Below are 22,629 nucleotides of genomic sequence, written 5' to 3' on the forward strand. Positions count from 1 at the left end.
ACTCTACAAGTCTTTTTTCCGACTTGGTTTTTTAATTTTTATAGTACCATTATCATCATTGCTCATTGGAAATAAATTTGCCTCTTCTGAATTCATAGCTCTACCACTAAGCAAGTTTTTAATCTGTTGCCCTGACAATGTTTCATGCTCAATTAATATTTTGGCTAATAGATGGAGTTCACTAATATGCTCAGTTAGTATATTTTTTGCTAAATCGTAACCTTTTTCAACAAAATTTTTCACTTCCCTATCAATTAATTCTGCGGTATGTACAGAAGTATGACCTTCCCCCCTACCACTAGCATACATATCTTCATTGCTTGAGCCATGATATACAGGCCCTATTGCATCACTTAGCCCCCAATCAGTTACCATAGCTCTAGCCATTCTGGTTGCCATTTTAATATCAGAAGAAGCACCAGAAGTAACTTTGTCTTTACCAAAAATAAGTTCTTCAGCTACTCTGCCTGCCATTGCTACCGCTATGTCAGCTTCCATTTTATCACGCTGTATAGAAAACCGATCATTTTCAGGTAATCTCATTACCATACCAAGTGCTTTACCTCTTGGAATAATAGTTGCTTTATGAATTGGATCAGAAGCTGGGCAGTAAAGCCCAACTAATGCATGCCCACCTTCATGATAGGCAGTTAGTTTTTTCTGCTCATCTGACATAATCATAGAACGTCTTTCCACGCCCATTAACACCTTATCTTTTGCTTCCTCTAATTCCAGCATATCAACTTCTTTTTTGCCTTTACGAGCAGCAATTAATGCCGATTCGTTAACAAGATTAGCAAGCTCTGCCCCTGAGAATCCAGGAGTTCCTCTAGCTATGGTTCTAGGTATTATATTCTTAGCACATTTTATCTTCTTCAAATGTACTTGTAAAATTTGTTCTCTACCATCAATATCTGGATTAGGTACAGTAATTTGACGATCAAACCTTCCGGGTCTTAGTAAGGCAGTGTCAAGTACATCAGGTCTGTTAGTTGCCGCAATAATCACTACTCCTTCATTATCTTCAAACCCATCCATTTCAACTAACATCTGATTCAATGTTTGTTCACGCTCATCGTTACCACCGCCCATGCCAATACCTCTGTGACGACCTACAGCATCTATTTCGTCAATAAAGATTATGCAAGGGGCATTACGCTTTCCTTGTTCGAACATATCACGTACACGGCTTGCCCCCACACCAACAAACATTTCAACAAAATCAGAACCAGAAATACTAAAGAACGGAACATTTGCCTCACCTGCTATAGCTCTTGCTAACAGAGTTTTACCTGTTCCAGGCGATCCTATTAACAAACAGCCTTTGGGGATTTTACCACCAAGTTTCTGGAATTTACTTGGATCTCTAAGAAAATCAACAATTTCAGTTAATTCTTCTTTAGCTTCATCAATACCAGCTACATCTTTAAAAGTAACTTTCGCTCCTTTATCTGAAACTAACTTGGCTTTAGATTTACCAAAGCCCATAGCTTTTCCGCCACCCTGCATTTGACGCATGAAAAATACCCAGCCACCTATCAACAGAATCATTGGAAACCACGAAATGAATATGCTAAATAACAGGTTCATTTTGGTATCAGGAGGTATTACTTCAATATGCACACCATTACTATTTAGGCGGTTTATTAGATCTGGATAGTCAGGAGCATAGGTCGAAAAAGGTGTCCCATCACTTAGAGTTCCATCGATTATTCTGCCCTGAATTTTAACAGAACTGATTGATTTATCATCAGTTTTGGTTAAAAAATCTGAGAAAGAGATATTACTCTTTCCTCCCATAAAACCATCATTTTGAAATACATGAAAGACAAGTACCATTAAAACAAAAATCGATACCCAAATTAGAACATTCTTACTTTGATTATTCATCTACAACTCACCTAACAGAAATGCGTAAAACGCGATACAAAATTTGGAGAAAAAGCAACATCAAGCCCCTTACTCAACCCCTCATCATTATAGTAGGATATATGGGGTATGGCTATAACTTTTTCAAGTATCTTGACTACTGGTAGAGTGAATAAAATAGCAACATGGTTATTGAAACTTGTCTCTTTTAGTATTGTTAAATCTAAATCTTTTCTTATTTTACTATAATCCTTGATCGTTAAATTACTTACTAAGTAGCCTGAATTATTTGCAAAGCTTCCTGTAAAACGGAATCTACCATCCCAAATATCTATATTGTTAAGTTTAATGTCCATCGGCAAACTTCTGCCAAATTCCCGGCAAATTATTAAATTATTATTAATTTTTTTTATCACACAACCATGTAATGTTTTAGTAAAATTCATTTGTTGTTGTAATAATATCACTATTATCCTTATTGGCTCTGATCTACTACTACGATTTTTACCGCTAATAATGATAAGGACAAAACTAATTAACTGTAGTATTATTTCGCTAGAAAATCCTGTAATCTGTAATAAATTTATAGTAGCAAAACCGAATTGATAAATTTTTACTGATTCGGCAATGCAAGCGATTAATTCAGGTTGCAATTTTTCTTCTACTAATTGGTTAATTGTAGATTGCTCAGAAATTATTTGATTTTTTACATATTCTCCTTGTTGAGATAATTTTTTTCTAATAATATTTCGTTGGTATTTGTCGGATTTATTCGATTCATCTTCAAACCATTTTATATTATTGGCAATTAAATACGTTACTAACCGTTGTTTTGGTATGTTAAACAATGGTCTCACTATTTTAACATTATTATACCAATTAATAGGGCTACCACTAAGTCCAAATATGCTACTTTTTTTTTCTAATCTCAGACAATAATTTTCTATATAATCATCCAAATGATGGGCTGTCAAAATTGTCAATATATCTAATTTTTTACATAAATCGGTTATTAATTGATAACGCCCTTCTCTTGCCCTTGCTTGTAAATTAGAAAAATTATTTTGGTGATCGAAATGAAGTAGGTGGTATTCATGTCCCAATTTATGGCTTAAATCCCGAACATACTCATGCTCTAGCTTAGATTGTTCCCGCAAATGATGGTCAACTAACATCACAACCATACTAATATTTTCATTAATACTATTAGTGCTGACCCATTTATGTGTTAACATTAAAAGGGCTATGGAATCAGACCCTCCAGAAACAGCTAAGGCAATAGACCTTGTTTGAGGTCTATCACCAATTAGCTTTTCTATATTCTGCTGAAATTGTTGATAAAGCATTATTTCTTGTTAGTAGATTTAGGATTTTCTTGATTTTTTTTCAAATCTGAAATTCTTTTTTTATATTCCCGTTCTTTAGCAAGATAGTTTTGAGCTTCTTGTGAGATTTTTTTATATAATTCGCGTTTATGAGCGTTAATTTTAGCAACTTCTATTCGATATTGTTTTGTTTCTTCCCTCAGTTCTGCTGAAATTCCTGCAGCATAAGAACCGAACTCATCAATAATTTTTTGTAATTCATTATCGTTATTAACAGTAGTACTATTAATATTAGTTTGTTTGGCATTTGACATTGTGGGTGACGTAGTATTTGCTATACTATATGAGCTTAGTAATAGCACTCCTACAATAGTAGTTGCCTTATACAGAAAGTCTAATCTATTTTTTTTTATCATTTATACACTCCTAAAATATTTTTATATAACTTTTAAAATTTAATTGCTAAATGTGAAAACTAGCAAAATAAATATACATTATTATCTTTCTTAACACTAATCATAAATATATATGATATACGAAAAGAATTAATCATTTTATTTGACTTTTTGTACATAAGTCTATATAAGTGCACTGATTATATAATGAATAAAACAGTATGGATAAGGTGAAAGATAATAGTTATTTCTCAGAATTAAGAAGAGTGGTTTGGCCAATTGAAGGGCATGAAAATAAGAAGTTTCTGCCTATGGCAGCTATGATGTTTTGCATTTTGCTCAACTATTCCACCCTTAGGTCGATAAAAGATGGATTTGTCGTAACAGCTATTGGTCCTGAATCAATAAGTTTTGTAAAAACCTATGTCGTTTTACCAATGGCAATACTCTTTATGGTTGCTTATGTAAAACTCTGTGACTTTTTAAAACAAGAAAATGTTTTTTACGCTGTGACCAGTTTTTTTCTAGCATATTTTGTATTATTTACTTTCGTATTATACCCATATCCAGAGTTGGTGCATCCTAATCCTGAAACAATTGAGACATTAAGTAATGCGTATCCCAATTTTAAGTGGTTTATTAGGGTAGTTGGTAAGTGGAGTTTTGCAGTCTTCTATGCTATATCAGAACTTTGGGGAAGTATGATGCTTAGCTTATTATTTTGGCAATTTGCTAACCAAATTACTAAGACTGAAGAGGCAAAACGCTTTTATTCTATGTTTGGTATGCTAGCAAATTTATCTTTACCAGTTACTGCCATAATACTTTGCTATTTTTTAAGCACAGAAACTCAAATAGTTGCAGAACATCTGAAATACACTCCACTATTTGTTATTATGATGGGTAGTGCTGTAGTTATCATGTTATTGTATAGATGGATGAATCAGCATGTTTTAACCGATCCTACTTTATATGACGTAACGAGTAAAGTAATCAAGAAAGGTAAGGTTAAGCTATCTCTTATAGAAAGCTTTAAAATGATTTTTAGTTCAAAATATTTAGGGCTTATTGCCTTACTCATTATATCTTATAGTGTGTCAGTAAATCTTGTAGAAGGTGTATGGAAGTCAAAGATTCAGCAACTATATCCAAGCAAAGAAGACTATACCATGTATATGGGACAATTTCAGGCTTGGCAAGGTGTGACAGCTATATTATTCATGGTTGTTGGTTCTAATATCTTAAGAAGGGTTTCTTGGTTTACCGCCGCGATGATTACTCCTATGATGATGTTAATTACTGGGGTTGCTTTTTTTGCCTTCATTTTCTTTGATAGCACTATTGCGATGTACGTTACTGGTCTATTCGCTTCTGGACCTTTGGCAGTAGCAGTGATGATTGGAATGATTCAAAATATTTTAAGCAAGGCAACAAAATATTCACTATTTGATGCTACCAAGAATATGGCATATATCCCTATTGATAAGGATCTTAGAACAAAAGGACAAGCGGCAGTAGAAGTGATAGGTGGTAGGTTCGGTAAATCTGGCGGTGGTATTATCCAGTCAACATTCTTTATCTTGCTTCCTTCTTTTACCTTCGTTGAAGCTACCCCTTATTTCGCTGCTATATTTTTTGTTATCGTAATATTGTGGCTATATACGATTAAATCACTTAATAAGGAGTATCAAGCTCAGCTATCTGATAATAAATTGTAAGTCTAAAAACGTCATTGTGAGGAGACCTTAGGTCGACGAAGCAATCCAGAAAAGTGATTATTAAAAATGGATTGCCACGCCATCTACGGTGGCTCGCAATGACGATTTTCTACTTTATTTTCTTAAACTGATGCCTATGCACTCCTTGCTCCTAGCACCAAATTATCCTGAATTGACTATAAACTAATCATCCCAGAAGGTAATAAAAGATATCTTGCTAAAATATCACATGACATTAAGGGGGTATTAACCATCAAAACCATATTCCATGCGAGTAAAATATTGGATATTGTTCTAATAGAAAAATATCTAATTTTTTCCATTAAATAAGTTGACTTCTAATTTAAAATCGATTCTAATGATAATTAAAGTGATTGCAAAAAGGTAAAAATAATTAAGGTTATTGTATGAAAGATATTAACTGTTGGGATAATTCAAAATACAGGTCTTGTACTTACGCTGAACGGTTACTTACTAAACTTGAACAGCTAAATAAACAAGTAGTTGTGCCGGTGGATATTGATGAAGTCAAAAAAGGCATTTATTGCGCTAAAGAATACCATGGCAGTCAAATGAGGCAGTCAGGCGGACCGTATTACTCACATCCGATTGAAGTGGCTTATATGGTTGCTGAATATACTGCTCTAACAGTTCCAAAATTGTTTAGAACCGACATGATTGTTACCGCATTACTGCACGATACCATTGAAGATACAGAACTTACCGAAGAGATGATTGCGTACACTTTTGGTAGTAAGGTTGCTAGTCAAGTAGAAGACTTAACTAGGGTCAAGCCTCATGGCAAGATTAGCTCTGCAGAAACACTAAATATATTATTTCAGCAAAAAAATATGATGTGGCATTGATTAAAATTTTTGATAGAATTCATAATCTAGAAACTGTTGGTGTAAAATCCCCTGAAAAAATTAAGAAGATTATAGAGGAGACGGTAATACATTTTGTAACTTTATCTATGCATTTAAAAATACCAACAGTAACAAAACAAATTATTGAATTATGTTGTCGACATTTAGCTATACCACATTCTGTTCACCATGATCTACATAGGAGTTATTGTGGATAATTCCCAGCCTTTTTCTCCAATTTTTCAAAATAAAATAGTCCAAATGTAAAACCTATGCAAACTGGAAACAATATCATCATTATCCCCCAATGATGCCAATATTCAGTTAAGTAAACAATTGCAAAAGAAGTAACTAAATACATCAAGGCACGAGATATAGCAAATGTAATGCTAACACAACTAAACCGTTTAAAGACAGGAAAATATCTATAAAAGATTGGATGTCCTATACTAGGACCGATAGGTGCAAATAATATAATGAATAATTGAATTAAAAAAACATCAAGGGAGCTATTAAGGTTATTCAATAAATAAGGGCAAGCTAAAGCAAATACACAAAATATCAATAATAAGGTTTTTAAAATCTTTAACGGATATATTTTATAACTTAAATATGCTAATACCAAAGTGCTTAAGAAGGAACATATTGAGATAATAAAATTTTGATGAATAACCTGTGCAGCACTATAGTCAAAAGAAGTTTTTAAAAGATTTCCGCAATAAATATAAGCAAAATAAAAGCATACAGGACACATGCATTCTACTAGAAACAAGGCTATTATTGTTATTTTATTAGCTTTTTCTGTCCATATTGGATTATTTTCTAGTTTTTTGAGATCTATGCTGGCAACATTTGAAGTCTGCTGAAAAGTTTTTTTTAGTTGACGTTTGGCATCAGCAAATTCTAGCGTTTCTCTAAGATTTCTTCTGGCTACTGTACCAACTAGTGCTATGCCTGCTCCCATCCAAAATGCTAGACGCCAATCAAATCCATAGGAGGTTACTAACGATGCTATTCCTAAAGCAACAACATCTCCTAAAGTACCAAAAATCGACACTGATGAAACAGCTGGATATTGGATTGGTGGATTTATAAGTTCAGTTAAATAAAGTTTTGCTCCTACTACCTCTCCCATAGAGGATATTCCTTGCATTATACGGCATATTGTAATCAACTAAGAAGCTGTAATACCAATTTGGGCATAAGTAGGCATATTAGCCATAGTAAGACATGATAAAGCCATGATAAAAGTCGTTATGATAACGGTAGTCTTACGTCCTATATTATCACCTATCCAACCAAAAATTAATGCTCCAATTGGTCTAAAAACAAAGGTAGAGCAGAAAGCTGTAGCTGAATAAATAGCGGTAGTATGAGGATCATATTTTGGAAAAAACAATTCATTAAGAAATACAGCCATATGTACATAAAGCATCAGGTCAAAATACTCTAAGAATGTTCCAACGGACAGTAACCCTACTGCTTGTTTTTGTTCTTTAGTTAGGCTTCTTTGTTCTTGCTGATATCCTATCATTAATTCACCTTAATATTTATTAACACTAATAATTATAGTGATGATTTGATTAATTAATAGCAAGAGAAAAATAGTATCGAAAATTGAAATAATAAATTTTGGTTGTAATAATATCACAATTCTATAAACTAAATTAGAAGGGGAAAAAGAAGCACACCTAGCCAATGCAATGCGAGAGCAAGAGCTAAGATTACAGGGAGTGTATGAAAAAACTAGAAAGGTGGAGGAAAGCGAGAAATATAAGACTTACTCTAAATTCAGAGATGCAGTAACAGCGGAGCAGCCAAATGAAGCATGGTCATTTTTTTAGTGAGGCAGTACGTAATAACGCCACTTTATCTAATTGTTCCCAAGTAAATCCTTGATCTTCTCTACCAAAATGCCCATATACCGCTGTTTTTTGATAACAAGCAGTTTGCAATTTGAGTTGTTTTATAATTCTACCTGGTCTTAGATCAAAATGTTCATTTACTAATTCCGCTATTTCATTATCAGTTAATTTACCAGTACCAAAAGTGTCAACTAAAATAGATACAGGAGCTGCCACTCCAATTGCGTAGGATATTTGTATTTCACAACGATCCGCTATCTCAGCTCCTACAATATTCTTAGCAATATAGCGAGCCATGTAAGCAGCCGAGCGATCTATTTTTGTTGGATCTTTGCCAGAAAAACAACCACCACCATGCCTAGCCATTCCCCCATAAGTATCTACTATAATTTTTCTACCAGTAAGCCCACAATCTCCTATAGGCCCACCAATAACAAATCTACCAGTAGGGTTAATTAAATATTTTGTGTCTTTAGTAATCCATTCTGCTGGTAGTTCTGGTTTAATAATTTCATCCATTACTGCTTCTACTAGCTGGCTATGAGTTACATGACTATAATGCTGAGTTGATAATACAACCGCATCAACACCAACCGGCTTATTGTCTTGATATCGTAAAGTAATTTGTGATTTTGCATCTGGACCAAGCCATGGCAAAATTCCTTGCTTACGTAATTTAGCTTGCCTCTTAACTAATTTATGAGCATAATATATTGGAGCTGGCATCAGAACTTCTGTTTCATTACAGGCGTAACCAAATACCATCCCTTGATCACCAGCACCAATCATATCCTCATCTTGGTTATCCACACCAATAGCTATATCTACTGATTGTTTGGTAATACCGGATATAACAGCACAAGAATCTGCGTCGAACCCAAGACTTGGGTCGTTATAACCAATCTCTCTTACTGTATCACGTGCTATTTGCTCTATATCAACCCAAGAATTTGTAGTAATCTCTCCACTTACTAAAATCATACCAGTTTTCACTAAAGTCTCACATGCAACACGGCATTTAGGATCTTGAGTGATAATTGCATCTAAAATAGCATCAGAAATTTGGTCAGCAATTTTATCTGGGTGTCCTTCAGACACCGATTCAGAGGTGAAAATTCTATTTTTTATCATAAAAATACTCTTTGGATTAACAGAAATAATTTATATTTATTCAATAATGGGTCTCAGTAATAAAACCTAATTCAAATAGCTTTCTCCACATTAACTATAATAAGAGGCGATTTATTCATTTCATGTTTTAATATTTTGCGAATAGCTGACCTTACAGCATTTTCGACCTGATCATCGAGGAGATTACCTTTTGATTTTCTCTGAATTTCTACTGTTTCAGCAATATTATCTTTGATTAGATTAATTAGCTGTGCATCATCATTAGAGTCAAGAAGTCCTGGCATAGATAAAATAGGTCTACAAGTAATTTCGCCCTTCTTATTTATTATCAGAGAAGCAACTACTATACCATCATCACGCATACGTCTGCGGGTTCTGAAAATTGATGATTCAGCTGGTAAAAGATAATTGCCATCAACAGCCAAATAACCCGTTGTTACTTTAGTTAAAATACGTGGATTATGAGGATCAAGTAATACTAGGCTACCATTTTCTACTTCAATAGCATGCTTTATACCATTTTTACTAGCTAATTTTGCTTGCTCATGTATGTGTACCGGTTCACCATGTACTGGCACGCAAATCTGAGGTCTAATTAAGGCGTACATTTGCTTGAGTTCGTCAATTGATGGATGTCCAGAAACATGAACGAAATGATCTCGTTCAGTTATCACTTCAATTCCTGCTTTTACGAAAATATTAAACATACGGAAAATTTTCTTTTCATTGCCAGGAATAATTTTTGAAGAGAATATAACTGTATCTTTAGGAGCTAACTTGATACTAGGATGACTATTATTTGCCATTTTGGCAGTAGCTGCTAGAGGTTCCCCTTGACAGCCAGTAGCAATAATTAAAAGTTCTTGCCTTTTAAATCTTGCAACATCCCGCTCATCAATTAAAGGGGCAATATCTTTCATATAACCACTTTCCTGAGCTGCGAGCAAAATTCTATGCAAACTTCTTCCTGATAGCACTACTTTTCTTCCTGCCATCTGACCTGCATGAATTATAGTTTCAAGTCGTGCCAAATTTGAAGCAAAGGTTGTTACCACAATCATTTGGGGGCAACCTGCTATAATATCTATTAAACTTTTACGCACTTCTCCTTCCGAGCCAGAAGTCCCTGCATTAAATACATTAGTTGAATCACAAACTAAAGCTAAAACCCCTTCATCGCCATAGGATTTTAGTAAATCCTTGTTAGCTTTTTCACCGAGTAAAGGATCATGGTCAAACTTCCAATCTCCAGTGTGGAAAACATTGCCAGCTTCTGTGCGTATCATAATTGCTTGCATTTCGGGAGCTGAATGGGTAAGCGGTACCATTTCTAATTGGAATGGATCAAGATTTATTTTTGCCGAAGGTTTTACTTCATGAATTTTTATAGTTTTAGCAAAATCATATTCAGCTAATCTAAGTTTCAGAAAATTTGCAGTGAAGGTAGTTGCATATATTGGGCATTTTAGACTGCTCCACAAATATTGGATTGCTCCCAAATGATCTTCATGTGCGTGAGTTAGGACTAAAGCTAACAAATCTTTTTTATATTGTTCGATAAAGCTAATATCAGCAATTATCATATCAACACCTGGTAAATAGTTATCAGCAAAGCCGCTACCACAATCAACCATCAACCACTTTCCCTTATAATGATATAGATTGACGTTTATGCCGATTTCATTCGACCCGCCAAGTGGTAAGAATAGTAAAGCATTTTTATGGTTTTTAATGTTGAATGGCATGTTAACTTCTATATTATGTATGGTTTAAGTATATTTTTATACCTTATTTTCGGCTTTTAGTCTATGATTAATACTAATTTAGTTTATGCGAACATATTTGCTTTTGGTATAGTCTTATTATTGATCGTACTATTTCCTAATTTTGATATAGATTTCTCAAATTTATTCTACGACAGTAACGATGGATTTATCTACCGTAACAATAGCATTGTCCAATTATTGTTTGAAATTATTCCAATATTAACTAAACTACTACTTACAGTAACATTATTATACTTAATTTACTTAATTGTTAAGTATAAAACTTTTAATAGACTTATTATTTCTGGGAGCTTTTATATAATTTTGTCTACATCAATAGGTCCTGGATTATTGGTGAATCATCTATTTAAAGAACATTTTGGTAGGGCTCGTCCTGTGCAAATTAAAAATTTTAATGGTTCCAAAAATTTTACTCGAGCTTTTTCAATTTCTAATGAATGTGTACATAACTGCTCATTTTCATCAGGACATGCAGCTATGGGATATAGTTTAACTAGCCTTGCGTATATTGCTCCTGTTATATATTTCTCAAGAATCTACAGTATCACCTTAATTTTCGGCTCATTAATTGGGTTAAGTCGCATATTAATGGGGGGGCATTTTTTAAGTGATGTACTAGCATCATGTTTTTTTGTATTAATAATTAACCATATATTGTATTTATGTTGGCAAAAACTAAAATTAATATAAATAAAATTGCAATTATTTTTAACAATTCCACGAAATCGTTAGAACTAGTTAAGCAGCTCGAACTATTCTATAAATTCTGCAAAGTGGAAGAAGCAGAAGTAATTATTGTAGTTGGCGGAGATGGCGAATTATTACATGCGATACATCGTTATATGCACCTAAACGTTCCTTTTTATGGAATTAACTCTGGCAATATTGGGTTTTTAATGAATTCAATTATTATAGAAAAATTAATAGATAATTTACAAGAATCAATAGTTTCTCATTTATACCCTTTAGAGACGCAAGTAGAAACTGTAGATAGTAAAACCTATACCGCCCTAGCTATTAATGAAGTCTCGATATTTCGTAAAACCAACCAAGCAGCTAAATTTAAGATTGAAATTGATCAAGTTGAACGTATGAGTGAATTAGTAGCTGATGGGGCAATGGTTGCGACTCCAGCTGGTAGCAGTGCTTACAACTTATCTGCCGGGGGACCTATTTTACCACTTGAGTCAAATGTATTATGCCTAACACCAATTTGTCCTTTTCGTCCAAGACGTTGGCACGGTGCGTTATTACCATTTTCCACTACTATAAGATTTGAAATTTTAGAAAGTAATAAAAGACCAGTAAATGCAGCTGCCGATTTTCAGGAATTTGACGATATTAAGTCAGTATTAATTAAATCAGCAAAAAACAAGATGATCAAATTACTATTTGATAAAAAAAATAGCCTTGAAAATCGAATTATCAAAGAGCAATTTAATGAGTAATAAGGCAAAAAGACTAACTGTTAATAGTGTATTCCTAGTAATGCACCTATAACATTAGTTCGTCCTTTAGCCCCCCAATCTTGCTAACCAAAACATCTTTATCCTTTTACAGCATAACCATGAGTACAAGGCATATCATGAGCAAAACCACTTTCATCTAAATATACAATAGGTTTCCCATCTTTTTTATGGTCACTAATTTTATTATGGAAAATCAATTTCTCTTCTTCTTTGGCTTTGGGATGATTTATAGTTTTTTTATACGTTGTCCATAAATTAAAAATTCCTGGTTGCCTTTTGCTCCTAGAATAGGGCTGGGTATTACCCCAAATATGTTAAAATTATAATTTGATTCTAGCCATTGTTGAATTTTATCACATACTTTTTGATGTAAGAGTTGGCTTCTAACAATACCACCATTCCCGACCTCATTCTTGGCCACTTCAAATTGCGGCTTAATTAAGGCAATTAGACGGCAATTATCTTTTGCTAAACCAAATGCAGTGGGTAATATGGTAGTAAGGCTAATGAAGCTGGCATCACAAACGATAATATCTGGTGGCAAACTAATTTGCTCAATTGTTAAATACCGGGCATTAGTTCTTTCAATTACTGAAATTCTAGGGTTATTACGCAATTTATGATGTAGTTCACCATATCCGACATCTACTGCAAAAATCTTTTCAGCCTTTCTACGAAGCAAAACCTCAGTAAAACCACCGGTACTAGAGCCTATATCTAGACAAATCAGCCCTTGTGGATCAATATTGAAATGGTCTAGAGCAGCAATTAATTTTAACGCCCCTCGTGATACATAATCATGTATCGGGCGTTTTATAATAATATCACGAGTATCAATTGATACTCCCGTACCTGGTTTAGTATTTTGCTGCTGATTAACATATACTTTGCCTTGGATTATTAAGCTTCGTGCGATGTTAATATCATCAACTAATTGGCATTCTACTAAATGCTGGTCAAGCCTTATTTTTTTCATCAATCAAATTTATAGTATCTTGAATACCAAAAAGTTTAACAAAAGACCCAAGCCTTGGCCCTTCAGTTTGACCAAGTAATATTTGATATAATTCTTTAAAATAATCTCGCAAATTATGATAACCATGATTATTACCTATATCATAAATTTTCTCCTGAATCTGTTCGGAAGTACTATCTACTGGTAAAGAAGATAACATAGTGCTAATTTCTTGTAAGATAACTTTTTGCTGAATATTAGGCGTTAAATAGCACTTATTCGCTTTAATAAAGTCATTATAATAACCAATGGCAAAATCTGTTAAATGATCAAGGTACGGAGCATTTTGCGGTGTTGCATCTGGAGCGTACTGACTGATGAATCCCCAAAGTACCGATTTATCTTCCGGATTACAAACTGATGCTAGGTTGAGCAATAGGCTAAAACTAATGCCAAAAGTTTCGATAATAGGCACATTCCCATGATGAATATGGTGTACTGGATTAGCAAAACGCTTTACTTGATCAGTTTCTAAATGATATTTTTTATTAAACGTAATATATTCATCAACATTTTTAGGTATTACATCAAAATGTAAACGTTTGGCTCTTGTTGGATTCTGGTACATAAATAATGCCATACTTTCCATAGGGGCATATTGTAGCCATTGATCAACTGTAATACCGTTGCCTGTAGATTTAGAAATTTTCTCTCCATCTTCATTAAGAAATAATTCATAAAAAAATTGTACTGGTTCAATGCCACCCAAAATTCGACAAATTCCAGAGTATAACCTGGCGTTAGTCATATGATCCTTGCCATACATTTCATAGTCAACTTGTAGCGAAGCCCAACGCATACCAAAATCAGGTTTCCATTGTAGTTTGCAATGCCCCTTGGTCACAGGAACTTCAACCAATTTTCCTTCTTCATCTTGATAGCTAATAGTGCCGTTTAAACGATCAACTTTGCTAATAGGTACTTGCAGGACAATGCCGGTTTTTGGACAAATTGGCATGAAAGGCGAATAGGTTGCTTTTCTTTCGGCTCGAAAGGTTGGTAACATTAGAGCCATTATCTCCTCATATTTGTCTATGACTTTTAGCATCATCTGATCAAATAAACCGGATTTATAACATTCTGTACTACTAACAAATTGATATTTAAAGCCAAATTTATCTAAGAATGAGCGAAGTTTGGCGTTCATGTAATGCCCATAACTTTCACACTTACCAAAAGGATCTGGCACAGATGTAAGAGGTTTGCCAATATGCAATGCCACCATATCAGGGTTGGGGATATTACTTGGAACTTTACGCAGACCATCCATATCATCAGAAAAACAAAACATCTTAGTTGGAATATTCGATAGCTGTTTAAATGCTTCTTGCACCATTATAGATCTAGCAACCTCTGCAAATGTACCAATATGCGGTAACCCTGACGGTCCATAGCCCGTTTCAAATAATACATAGCCTTTAGCTGGGGTTTTGCCGCCCAATTGATCTAATATTCTTTTTGCTTCTAAAAAAGTCCAAGCGTTTGATTTAACCGCATCTTCTAAAATTTCTAGTTCTGACATCTATAATATCCATAAGTTTGATTCGATTTACCAAGATTATAAATATACATGGTTTTTTGTAAATTTATAAATATATCTCTTGAGTTTTTTACAATATTCTTAGACAATAACCGATTAAAAATTATTATTTACTTATGACTATTCCTTCTATTGTACATTTTTTTCGTAAAGATAGCTTTAGAATTTTACATATAACCCTAATTTGCATATGCATCTTTGCCTTATCTTTAGCTTATTTTGTTGAATATATATTACATTTTATACCTTGTCCTTTATGTATTTATCAAAGATTCCCATATTTATTTATCATCAAGATTTCAGTTGTAGCATTAATTATTAAAAAAATAAGCAAATATACTTTATTTTTTATCACTCTAAATTTATTAGGTGCTTGCATATTAGCAGGCTATCATAGTACCGTAGAAAGGGGAATAGTTAATCCAAGTGTTCTTTGTTCAACTTTAATCCATATTCCTAAACACTTATCCATCCAAGATATTAAAGAGATATTTTATAGCCAACCAATCGCGACTTGTACCAAAGCAACAGTTAAATTATTTGGCATATCGATGACAGAATGGAATTTGTTACTAAATCTCTCTTTATTATTTGGCGTACTCTTTACTTGGCTTTATCCTGATAATACTAAATCTGCAAACAATATCACTATAGAATAAAAATTATTATTTTTCATATAATATACTCTTGTGCTATTAGTGCTAACTAATTATATGATATAATAGTTATTTTCAACCTAGAAAAATAATGAGCTTCTTATTTAATGAGGTTGTCTTAAAAATAAAACAAATTAGTTGCTTTAAAGAAGAATATTATTTAGCATCAAATAATAATTAGAATTTAAGAATGGGGTGGGGACAATGGGTAAAGAAATGAGTGAAGAAAAAAATCCTAGAGAATATTTTGAATATTATGGAGATTTTCTTATAGAAGTAAATAGAAGTAGAGAAGAAACAAATATTGAGGAAGCTGAACCTATAGCTCTATCTTTGTTTGAAATCGTAAAGAGAACCTTAGAAACTAGTGTAGCTAGTTCTGTAGAGAAAAAATCTATATTAGATGGATTTGCTGAAACAATTAGAAATAATATAGAAGAACTACATGAGTTGCCAGAATCTGACAAAATAGAAACACCATCCATAGTGTTCAATAAATTTGCTGAAAAATTAGCAGGATACATACAGGATGATAAAACACCTACTAAAATTTTCCAAAAATATGAAGAGCAGTTGCAGGCAATCGTAGCTGCTACCAAGCCCCAAGAACTTGCCCAGGACGTCTTGTTCTTGTCAGAGTCAGAAGTGGAAAATCCACCTATAGAATTAGGGGAATCTTTTTCTGATGTTAACACTCCTGTTTTTTCTGCTGCTGATCGAGCTATTGATCCTATAACCCGAGCAATTAGAACCCAGATATTAACCAAGCAGAGGGAGCTAATAGTTATAGCTTTAGTAAAGAATGGTACAGTAGAAAAAGAAAAAATTGATGATATAAATGAGTTTCGTAAGTACTTTGAAAATGAACAAAATAAAGAAAAAATCAGTGAGATTCTAAAAACAGATAAAGATTTAAAACGGGCTCTAGAGCAAGTCGAAATTATCGGCTATCAAAACGTCCATACGGAGTTTGCTGGTATATTCACTACTATGGAATGGAAGGATGGAGCTGTAGAAAATGATAGTGGTATTACTACTAGGAAACAGGTGGTACGAGATGCAAACGGTATCGAAATTGCAACATTAGCAGAAGCAACCCATAAAATAAATCCTCCTCATACAGTACAAAAGAGTGATGGTACTAACGTTACAATTAACAATTATAGGACGATAGATTTTCCGATAACACTTGATAATAATGGTCCGATGCATTTATCTTTAGCTGTCAAGGATCAGAATGGCAAAAATATTGCGGCAAGTAAGGCTGTATATTTTACTGCTCACTATGATGATGATGGTAAGCTTGTCGAGGTTAGCTCACCACATCCAGTGAAGTTCAGTGGGGATAGCCCTGACGCAGTTGGCTATATAGAGCATGGCGGACAGATATATACCTTTCCAGTAACGCAACAGAAATATAAAGAAATGATGCAAGAAGTTGCCAAAAATCTAGGGCATGGTGTGGATATTTCACAATCTATCGAACCATTATCTGTGGATCTTATGATAACCTCTAGAAAAGATAGCCCTGATATAGTTGGTCATATAAAGCCTGGTGAACAAATGCCAGTAACGCAAGAAGAACATAAGACAACGATGCAAGGAGTGAACAAAAATCCAGGACAGGGGGTGGATATTTCACAATCTATTGATGCACCGGATCTTATGGTAATATCTAGACAAGGTATTGAAGAAGCACAGTTGTGTAAAGCACAAGAAAATATGGTGCCTATTGATATAGTTAAAAGGAAGGAAGTGGTATTAGAGATAGAAGAAAAAACAGTAGAACATGCCCCTGGAATCTCTCAAGCTGTGTTAATAAATAGTGAGGCTAGAGATAAGACTGAAAGTATCAGAGCAAGTTTATTAAAATCACAACATATACGTCCTCTAGCTCGGAAAAGTGAGGAGGATATTACAAAATTGGTAGGAGAGCTGTCTAAAAGTTTGGAAGGTAAAGAACTTGAAAATCAAAAGAAAGATATTGATAAAGAGTTGAAAAATTTATCAACCCCTCAAGAAAAAATAGGCTTGTTGCGGGGGTTATCAAAGGCTGTAGTGGAGAAAGGATGGGAAGAGTTTAAGAAAGTTGGTAAAAACGAACCAGATGCAGAGCAGGTTAGATTGATAACAGAAGGTAGGAGAGTAGATGGAGAAGAATTCTCAAAAATAGGACATACACAACGGAAAGCAGAACATACTAATGTTAAAGGTAATATACAGTTACAAGTATTCCTACTAGATAAAATTGATGAAGTATCCAAGAAGAAACCAATTATTACTGTTAGGCCTCAAGGTACCAGTTATAGTTTGTGAGCGTTCACGGAAAAAAAGTTAAAGTACACGATGTATATTAACGAGAATGCGTAAGCCTAGAAGCAATCTAACCTCACAACCATTAGCGAGGAGCTACTTTAGTAGCATTGATGCAATCCAGGAAAGTAATTAGAAATGGATTGCTTCGACCATTACATGGTCTCGCAATGACGTTTTGTACTTTAGTCTTTTTCCATGAACTCTCACAATCTTTATGACAGACTCAAAAAGGGTCAAATATTTGAAAAATAGAAAAAGACATAAAGTCTTAGAAAACAAGCTTTATAAGAAAACTAGTTCGTATAATAAACGCACTATGGTGATTTATCTCACCTATCACACCTGTAGACCAATATCAACCATGCTTTACTTTGTGGTATATTATTTAAATTGATAATCCCGTTTCTATAACTTCATCAGGAATTGCTGACTTTTTGCTATATTATAGACAACTATTTTACACTATAATATACTTGTATAAATTAAATCATAGGTAAATAAAATGTCATTACCAGAACCTACAGAAATTTTATCCAAAATAGCCCAATTTCAAGCAGAAATAACAAGTGAGCAAAATATATTTAATGAAGCTGATATAGTCTGTAAATCACTGCAAAGAGATATAAAAAACAAGCAAATAGAGTTAAAAAGTTTAAAAGAGAATTTGCAAGAACAAGATAATGATGCATCAGAACTGTTACAAAGGCTTTGGCAGCAGCAGGAAGGAATTAAAAGACAGTTGTCTGATTGGTCAGAAAATGGAATAAAAAAAGCCATCGAAGAGCAGACTACCACGTTAAAGACACAATTGAATGAAATTGAATCAAAATATAAAGATATTAGAACAGAGATTAGTGCAAGAGAAAAGTTCAATTTGTTTTTACAAGGGAACATTGATTTGATGGATCGAGATACAAGAGATGAATTTTCTCAACTGGTTGGAGAAGGTGATAAACAAAAATTACTCAAAGAAAAATTCTCAAGATATTGCAGCTTTAAATGTTATGATAACAGACCTAGAGAAGGAACATGAAAGTTTAACAAAGCAAGAACAGAAATTAAAGGACTACTCTTTATCTGATAATTTAGCAGATGATGCCGAACTACAAAGATTATTCGAGGAACGACAAGCAGATATAACAAAAAAAATAGATAATATTATATCGCAGCAAGATGATAGTGAGCTAAAGAAGCAATATGAAAGTATCAAACTCCAGGAAGAAGAAATAAAATTAATCCAGAATCAAATAGAAGAAAAGAATCAAATTATTAAACAAACCAAGCAGAAAGCAGAAGAGTTGTTTGCCAAATTAGAGCAATTGCAACAAGAGTCTTCAATTCCCCAGTTTAGTTCAAAACAAGAGAGAGAAGAAATAGTCAATCAATATCCTATATTACAAGAAAGAACTAATGATGTTATCGCATCGATTAAACATCAAATTGAGCTTAATAAATTGAATGATCTGATAGAACAGCAAGGAGATAAGATTAATATTGAAAAAGATAGAGCAGATAGTTTAGCCCAGCAATTAGAGAAATTAAAATTATCTGCAGATGAACAAATAAGAGGTAATCTAATAGTAATAAAAGAACTCCGGGAAAAGATAAAAGGATTGGAGGAAGAAAAAGAGCAACAACTTATAACACCTCAAGGTCCTAATTGGGCAGAAGAGCTAGAAAGGATAGGTGAAGCAAATAAACTTGTACAGCTAGAAAAGCAGATAGGTGAGTTAACCAAAGAGAATGGCGACTTAAAAGGTAGATTAGAAGCATTAGAAACACTTAGTGCAGAAAAAGATGAGAAGTTAAAGGTAGTAGAAGAAGGGTATAGAAAGGAACTTAGTAAACAATTAGCACAGACCGCAATAGATGTAGCAAAACTACAGGTGGAAAATGAGGAATTATCGAATCTACAAACTCAACTAAAATCAGAGCAACAAGGTAGGCAGGAAGAGCTAGAGGGAAAGCAGCAAGAGTTGAACAAGTCCCAAAAAGAATTATCCGACGCTAGAGACGAAGTAAATAAAACCAAAGAATTATATGGAAAAGAAGAGGAGCAAACTAAAAAATTACAAACTCAAGTGGGCGAGTTAACCAAGTCTTATGGTGACTTGCAAAATGAGTTAAAGGTAGAAAAAGAAAAGCATAAAGAGGAACTTAATAGGCAATTAGCAGAGCTACAAGCGGAAAATAAGGAATTATCGAATCTGGGAACCCAACTGCAATCACAACAGCAAGAGAAACAGAAAGAGCTAAACAAATCCCAAGAAGAATTAGCCAATGCTAGAGACAAACTAGAGAACACCAATAAAAAATTACAAACTCAGGAGGGCGAGTTAACTAATGCTCAGCAACAGTTCACGACTAAATTGGAAGAAGCAGAAAATCAGCTAAAGGCACTTAGTGCAAATAAGGATTTAGAGTATAATAAGTTAAATGCAGAAAAAGAAAGGCTTGAGGTAAAACTTAAGAAACAATCAGAGCAAGCCGAAGCAGGCGTAACAGAGTTACGAGAGCTAAGTGAGAAATTATCGAATCTACAAACTCAACTAGAATCAGAGCAACAAGGTAGGCAAGAAGAGCTAGAGGGAAAGCAACAAGAGTTGAACAAATCCCAAAAAGAATTATCCGACGCTAGAGACGAAGTAAATAAAACCAAAGAATTATATGGAAAAGAAGAGGAGCAAACTAAAAAATTACAAACTCAAGTGGGCGAGTTAACCAAGTCTTATGGTGACTTGCAAAATGAGTTAAAGGTAGAAAAAGAAAAGCATAAAGAGGAACTTAAGAAACAATCAGAGCGAGCCGAAGCAGGCGTAACAGAGCTACGAGAAGTAAGTGAGAAATTATTGAATCTACAAACTCAACTAAAATCAGAGCAACAAGGTAGGCAGGAAGAGCTAGATGGAAAGCAAAAAATAATAGAAAGACTTCAAGAAAGCTTATCAGTAGAAAGTAATCATAGTAAAGAGTTGCAAACTCAAGTGGACAAGTTAGCCACGGATAATAGTAAGTTACAAGATGAGATAAATGTAGCAGAAGAAAAGCATAAAGAGGAATTTAGTAAACAATTAGTGCAGACCGCAATAGACGCAGCAAAACTACAGGCGGTAAATGATGCATTATTGCAAGGGGTAATAGGGGATTTATCTCAACTAAAATCAGAGCAACAAGGTAGGCAAGAAGAGCTAGAGGGAAAGCAAAAAATAATAGAAAGACTTCAAGAAAGCTTATCGGTAGAGCAGAAAAAGTTTGAAAAAGAAAAAGAACAAACTGAAAATTTACAAACTCAAGTGGGAGAGTTAACTAATGCTCAGCAACAGTTCACGACTAAATTAGAAGAAGCAGAAAAAAATGCAAAAAATCAGCTAGAGGCACTTAGTGTAAAGAAAGATTTGGTGTATAATGAATTAAAGGCAGAAAAAGACAGTCTTGAAAATGAGCTTGATAAACAATCTAAGGTTGCTGCTGAACAGGCTCAAGAGAACCGAAAGAATGCAAGTAGGATAACAGAGCTTGAATCCCAAAATGCTGAACTTTTAGCTCAGTTAGCAAGTTTAAATGTTAAGGTGGAGACAAGTGAAGTTGAGATGCAAACGGATGAGGTTCTTAGCAATGAGATGAGGTCAGTAGGTACGGGAACAGAGCCGGTTATGGGTAGTGGTGTGTCAACTAAGGAAGCTATGACTAATACGACAGAGGTAATTATTCAGGAACAGACAGTATCTCCTATAACTGAAAGACAAACTATTGATAAAATGTTATTTCACGATAATGATGATGATAAAATATTGCAGGCTTTTAAAAAATTGTCAAGAGATCAAGTCCAGCCGATTATTGATAAATGTGGGTTGGAATCTGGCAGCAATTTTGCTAAATTTGCCAAAGAAGATGTCAATAAATTATCTGAGGTATTTCAGGATACACAAATATTGCGAGATATAGAAAATATTGAACAAAAAGGTTATGCGGATATTCATAAAGAATTTGCATCTGAGTATAAAGATATTATATGGCAAAGTAAAGATGCAGAGAAAAGCTTTAATTTACAACAAAATGGTAAGGATGTTGCTATAATAAGTGAGAAAAAATTGAGTTATGATAACGATGTTGAATATAAAACTAGTGATGGAGAATCAATTAAAAATGCTCGTACGGTAAATATACCGTTATCTATGGATATTAAGGGATCGTGCCATATGTCTTTTGCCGTACAAGATACAAATGGACGTAGTATTAGTAAAGAAAATGCTGTATATTTAACTGCTCACTATAATAATGGTAAATTAGTGCATCTAACCAAGCCTACAGAAATATTTGCTTGTTCTGATGATAAGAATTCACCTTTATATTTAAAACGTGATGGTAAGATATATACTTTACCAGTAAATAAATATGCCCTTGAACAGCTTGAGAAAGAAGTTCTTAAAAACAAAGGAGAATATGTAGGAATAGTTAAAAATGCTTCTGGTGATATTGTTAGTATAAATTCAGGTGCTTCTCAAGATGGACGATCTGAGAGGTTAAAAGATGATGCTAGTTTTAAGATAGCATCTCAAGTATTACATGCTAATGCTACCCATACCACCAATAGTCCTATAGATAGGAAAGTTTTGCCTAAAAAACATAGCCAATATACTAATAGAGGTCTTTAGTGTCAGGGAGTGTAATGGGAAT

General features: G+C 33.8%; 17 protein-coding genes and 1 pseudogene. 10 read left to right on the forward strand and 8 right to left on the reverse strand.

Annotated elements, in window-relative coordinates; translation table 11 throughout:
• Positions 1 to 3 precede the first annotated feature (3 nt).
• From ftsH to ACFELY_RS03865, 3 genes are read right to left on the reverse strand one after another with little or no spacing between them, the layout of a single operon-like run.
• The gene (gene ftsH, locus ACFELY_RS03855) at positions 4 to 1,890 is read right to left on the reverse strand and encodes an ATP-dependent zinc metalloprotease FtsH (RefSeq protein ID WP_341759473.1); all 1,887 of its coding nucleotides are present in this window, start codon (positions 1,888 to 1,890) and stop codon (positions 4 to 6) included.
• An 11-nt stretch (positions 1,891 to 1,901) separates the two neighbouring features.
• Positions 1,902 to 3,215: a tRNA lysidine(34) synthetase TilS gene (gene tilS, locus ACFELY_RS03860; RefSeq protein ID WP_375333690.1), complete on the reverse strand. Its 1,314-nt coding sequence runs from the start codon at positions 3,213 to 3,215 to the stop codon at positions 1,902 to 1,904.
• Positions 3,215 to 3,610, reverse strand: a complete 396-nt coding sequence (locus ACFELY_RS03865) for a hypothetical protein (protein ID WP_375333691.1) — start codon at positions 3,608 to 3,610, stop codon at positions 3,215 to 3,217. Before ACFELY_RS03865 ends, tilS begins: the two co-directional genes overlap by 1 nt.
• 200 nt (positions 3,611 to 3,810) lie before the next feature.
• Here ACFELY_RS03865 and ACFELY_RS03870 point away from each other — a divergent pair, with 200 nt between their 5' ends.
• The 3 genes from ACFELY_RS03870 to ACFELY_RS03880 all read left to right on the forward strand — a co-directional run bounded on the left by ACFELY_RS03870 (position 3,811) and on the right by ACFELY_RS03880 (position 6,391).
• Complete coding sequence (locus ACFELY_RS03870) at positions 3,811 to 5,307, forward strand: Npt1/Npt2 family nucleotide transporter (protein ID WP_375333692.1); 1,497 nt, start codon at positions 3,811 to 3,813, stop codon at positions 5,305 to 5,307.
• A 407-nt stretch (positions 5,308 to 5,714) separates the two neighbouring features.
• The gene (locus ACFELY_RS03875; protein ID WP_375333693.1) at positions 5,715 to 6,173 is read left to right on the forward strand and encodes an HD domain-containing protein; all 459 of its coding nucleotides are present in this window, start codon (positions 5,715 to 5,717) and stop codon (positions 6,171 to 6,173) included.
• Complete coding sequence (locus ACFELY_RS03880; protein WP_375333694.1) at positions 6,170 to 6,391, forward strand: hypothetical protein; 222 nt, start codon at positions 6,170 to 6,172, stop codon at positions 6,389 to 6,391. Before ACFELY_RS03875 ends, ACFELY_RS03880 begins: the two co-directional genes overlap by 4 nt.
• Here ACFELY_RS03880 and ACFELY_RS03885 read toward each other — a convergent pair.
• Positions 6,379 to 7,707, reverse strand: a pseudogene (locus ACFELY_RS03885) (MFS transporter). The gene ACFELY_RS03880 and the pseudogene ACFELY_RS03885 sit on opposite strands and share 13 nt — an antisense overlap.
• A gap of 169 nt (positions 7,708 to 7,876) precedes the next feature.
• Here ACFELY_RS03885 and ACFELY_RS03890 point away from each other — a divergent pair.
• Positions 7,877 to 8,017 carry a hypothetical protein gene (locus ACFELY_RS03890; protein WP_341759468.1) on the forward strand — a complete coding sequence of 47 codons (141 nt, stop codon included), beginning with the start codon at positions 7,877 to 7,879 and terminating at the stop codon, positions 8,015 to 8,017.
• Here ACFELY_RS03890 and metK read toward each other — a convergent pair.
• Positions 8,006 to 9,166 carry a methionine adenosyltransferase gene (gene metK / locus ACFELY_RS03895; RefSeq protein ID WP_375334128.1) on the reverse strand — a complete coding sequence of 387 codons (1,161 nt, stop codon included), beginning with the start codon at positions 9,164 to 9,166 and terminating at the stop codon, positions 8,006 to 8,008. The two genes, ACFELY_RS03890 and metK, sit on opposite strands and share 12 nt — an antisense overlap.
• Positions 9,167 to 9,240: 74 nt before the next feature.
• Complete coding sequence (locus ACFELY_RS03900; RefSeq protein WP_375333695.1) at positions 9,241 to 10,914, reverse strand: ribonuclease J; 1,674 nt, start codon at positions 10,912 to 10,914, stop codon at positions 9,241 to 9,243.
• Positions 10,915 to 10,977: 63 nt separating this feature from the next.
• Between ACFELY_RS03900 and ACFELY_RS03905 the strand changes: the two genes are divergently transcribed.
• Both ACFELY_RS03905 and ACFELY_RS03910 read left to right on the forward strand, forming a co-directional pair.
• Complete coding sequence (locus ACFELY_RS03905) at positions 10,978 to 11,646, forward strand: phosphatase PAP2 family protein (RefSeq protein ID WP_375333696.1); 669 nt, start codon at positions 10,978 to 10,980, stop codon at positions 11,644 to 11,646.
• A complete protein-coding gene (locus ACFELY_RS03910; protein ID WP_341749448.1) occupies positions 11,637 to 12,404 on the forward strand; it encodes an NAD kinase in 768 nt (255 codons plus the stop codon). The genes ACFELY_RS03905 and ACFELY_RS03910 overlap by 10 nt, the downstream gene beginning before the upstream one ends.
• A 247-nt stretch (positions 12,405 to 12,651) precedes the next feature.
• Here the strand turns inward: ACFELY_RS03910 and ACFELY_RS03915 are convergent, their stop codons facing one another.
• Both ACFELY_RS03915 and ACFELY_RS03920 read right to left on the reverse strand, forming a co-directional pair.
• Positions 12,652 to 13,401, reverse strand: coding sequence for a TlyA family RNA methyltransferase (locus ACFELY_RS03915; RefSeq protein ID WP_341759465.1), 750 nt, complete (start codon positions 13,399 to 13,401; stop codon positions 12,652 to 12,654).
• Complete coding sequence (locus ACFELY_RS03920; protein ID WP_341759464.1) at positions 13,382 to 14,962, reverse strand: lysine--tRNA ligase; 1,581 nt, start codon at positions 14,960 to 14,962, stop codon at positions 13,382 to 13,384. The genes ACFELY_RS03915 and ACFELY_RS03920 overlap by 20 nt, the downstream gene beginning before the upstream one ends.
• A 134-nt stretch (positions 14,963 to 15,096) precedes the next feature.
• Between ACFELY_RS03920 and ACFELY_RS03925 the strand changes: the two genes are divergently transcribed.
• The 4 genes from ACFELY_RS03925 (at position 15,097) to ACFELY_RS03940 (ending at position 22,607) form a co-directional block, all read left to right on the forward strand.
• The gene (locus tag ACFELY_RS03925) at positions 15,097 to 15,639 is read left to right on the forward strand and encodes a disulfide bond formation protein B (protein WP_375333697.1); all 543 of its coding nucleotides are present in this window, start codon (positions 15,097 to 15,099) and stop codon (positions 15,637 to 15,639) included.
• A gap of 201 nt (positions 15,640 to 15,840) precedes the next feature.
• Positions 15,841 to 17,952 (forward strand): Sca4 family protein, encoded by a 2,112-nt coding sequence (locus ACFELY_RS03930; RefSeq protein ID WP_375333698.1) that lies wholly within the window; start codon positions 15,841 to 15,843, stop codon positions 17,950 to 17,952.
• A 502-nt stretch (positions 17,953 to 18,454) separates the two neighbouring features.
• Positions 18,455 to 18,985 (forward strand): hypothetical protein, encoded by a 531-nt coding sequence (locus ACFELY_RS03935; RefSeq protein ID WP_375333699.1) that lies wholly within the window; start codon positions 18,455 to 18,457, stop codon positions 18,983 to 18,985.
• Positions 18,900 to 22,607, forward strand: a complete 3,708-nt coding sequence (locus ACFELY_RS03940) for a Sca4 family protein (protein ID WP_375333700.1) — start codon at positions 18,900 to 18,902, stop codon at positions 22,605 to 22,607. The genes ACFELY_RS03935 and ACFELY_RS03940 overlap by 86 nt, the downstream gene beginning before the upstream one ends.
• Positions 22,608 to 22,629: the final 22 nt, after the last annotated feature.

The sequence above is a fragment of the Candidatus Tisiphia endosymbiont of Xenochironomus xenolabis genome (assembly GCF_964264705.1).
GTDB lineage: Bacteria > Pseudomonadota > Alphaproteobacteria > Rickettsiales > Rickettsiaceae > Tisiphia.

Coding starts and splice junctions, on each gene's coding strand:
- ACFELY_RS03920 (WP_341759464.1), bottom strand. CDS start 14,962: ATGTCAGAACTAGAAATTTTAGAAGATGCGGTTAAATCAAACGCTTGG.
- ACFELY_RS03875 (WP_375333693.1), top strand. CDS start 5,715: ATGAAAGATATTAACTGTTGGGATAATTCAAAATACAGGTCTTGTACT.
- ACFELY_RS03865 (WP_375333691.1), bottom strand. CDS start 3,610: ATGATAAAAAAAAATAGATTAGACTTTCTGTATAAGGCAACTACTATT.
- ACFELY_RS03930 (WP_375333698.1), top strand. CDS start 15,841: ATGGGTAAAGAAATGAGTGAAGAAAAAAATCCTAGAGAATATTTTGAA.
- ACFELY_RS03925 (WP_375333697.1), top strand. CDS start 15,097: ATGACTATTCCTTCTATTGTACATTTTTTTCGTAAAGATAGCTTTAGA.
- ACFELY_RS03890 (WP_341759468.1), top strand. CDS start 7,877: ATGCGAGAGCAAGAGCTAAGATTACAGGGAGTGTATGAAAAAACTAGA.
- ACFELY_RS03915 (WP_341759465.1), bottom strand. CDS start 13,401: ATGAAAAAAATAAGGCTTGACCAGCATTTAGTAGAATGCCAATTAGTT.
- tilS (WP_375333690.1), bottom strand. CDS start 3,215: ATGCTTTATCAACAATTTCAGCAGAATATAGAAAAGCTAATTGGTGAT.
- ftsH (WP_341759473.1), bottom strand. CDS start 1,890: ATGAATAATCAAAGTAAGAATGTTCTAATTTGGGTATCGATTTTTGTT.
- ACFELY_RS03900 (WP_375333695.1), bottom strand. CDS start 10,914: ATGCCATTCAACATTAAAAACCATAAAAATGCTTTACTATTCTTACCA.
- ACFELY_RS03905 (WP_375333696.1), top strand. CDS start 10,978: ATGATTAATACTAATTTAGTTTATGCGAACATATTTGCTTTTGGTATA.
- ACFELY_RS03870 (WP_375333692.1), top strand. CDS start 3,811: ATGGATAAGGTGAAAGATAATAGTTATTTCTCAGAATTAAGAAGAGTG.
- ACFELY_RS03935 (WP_375333699.1), top strand. CDS start 18,455: ATGTCATTACCAGAACCTACAGAAATTTTATCCAAAATAGCCCAATTT.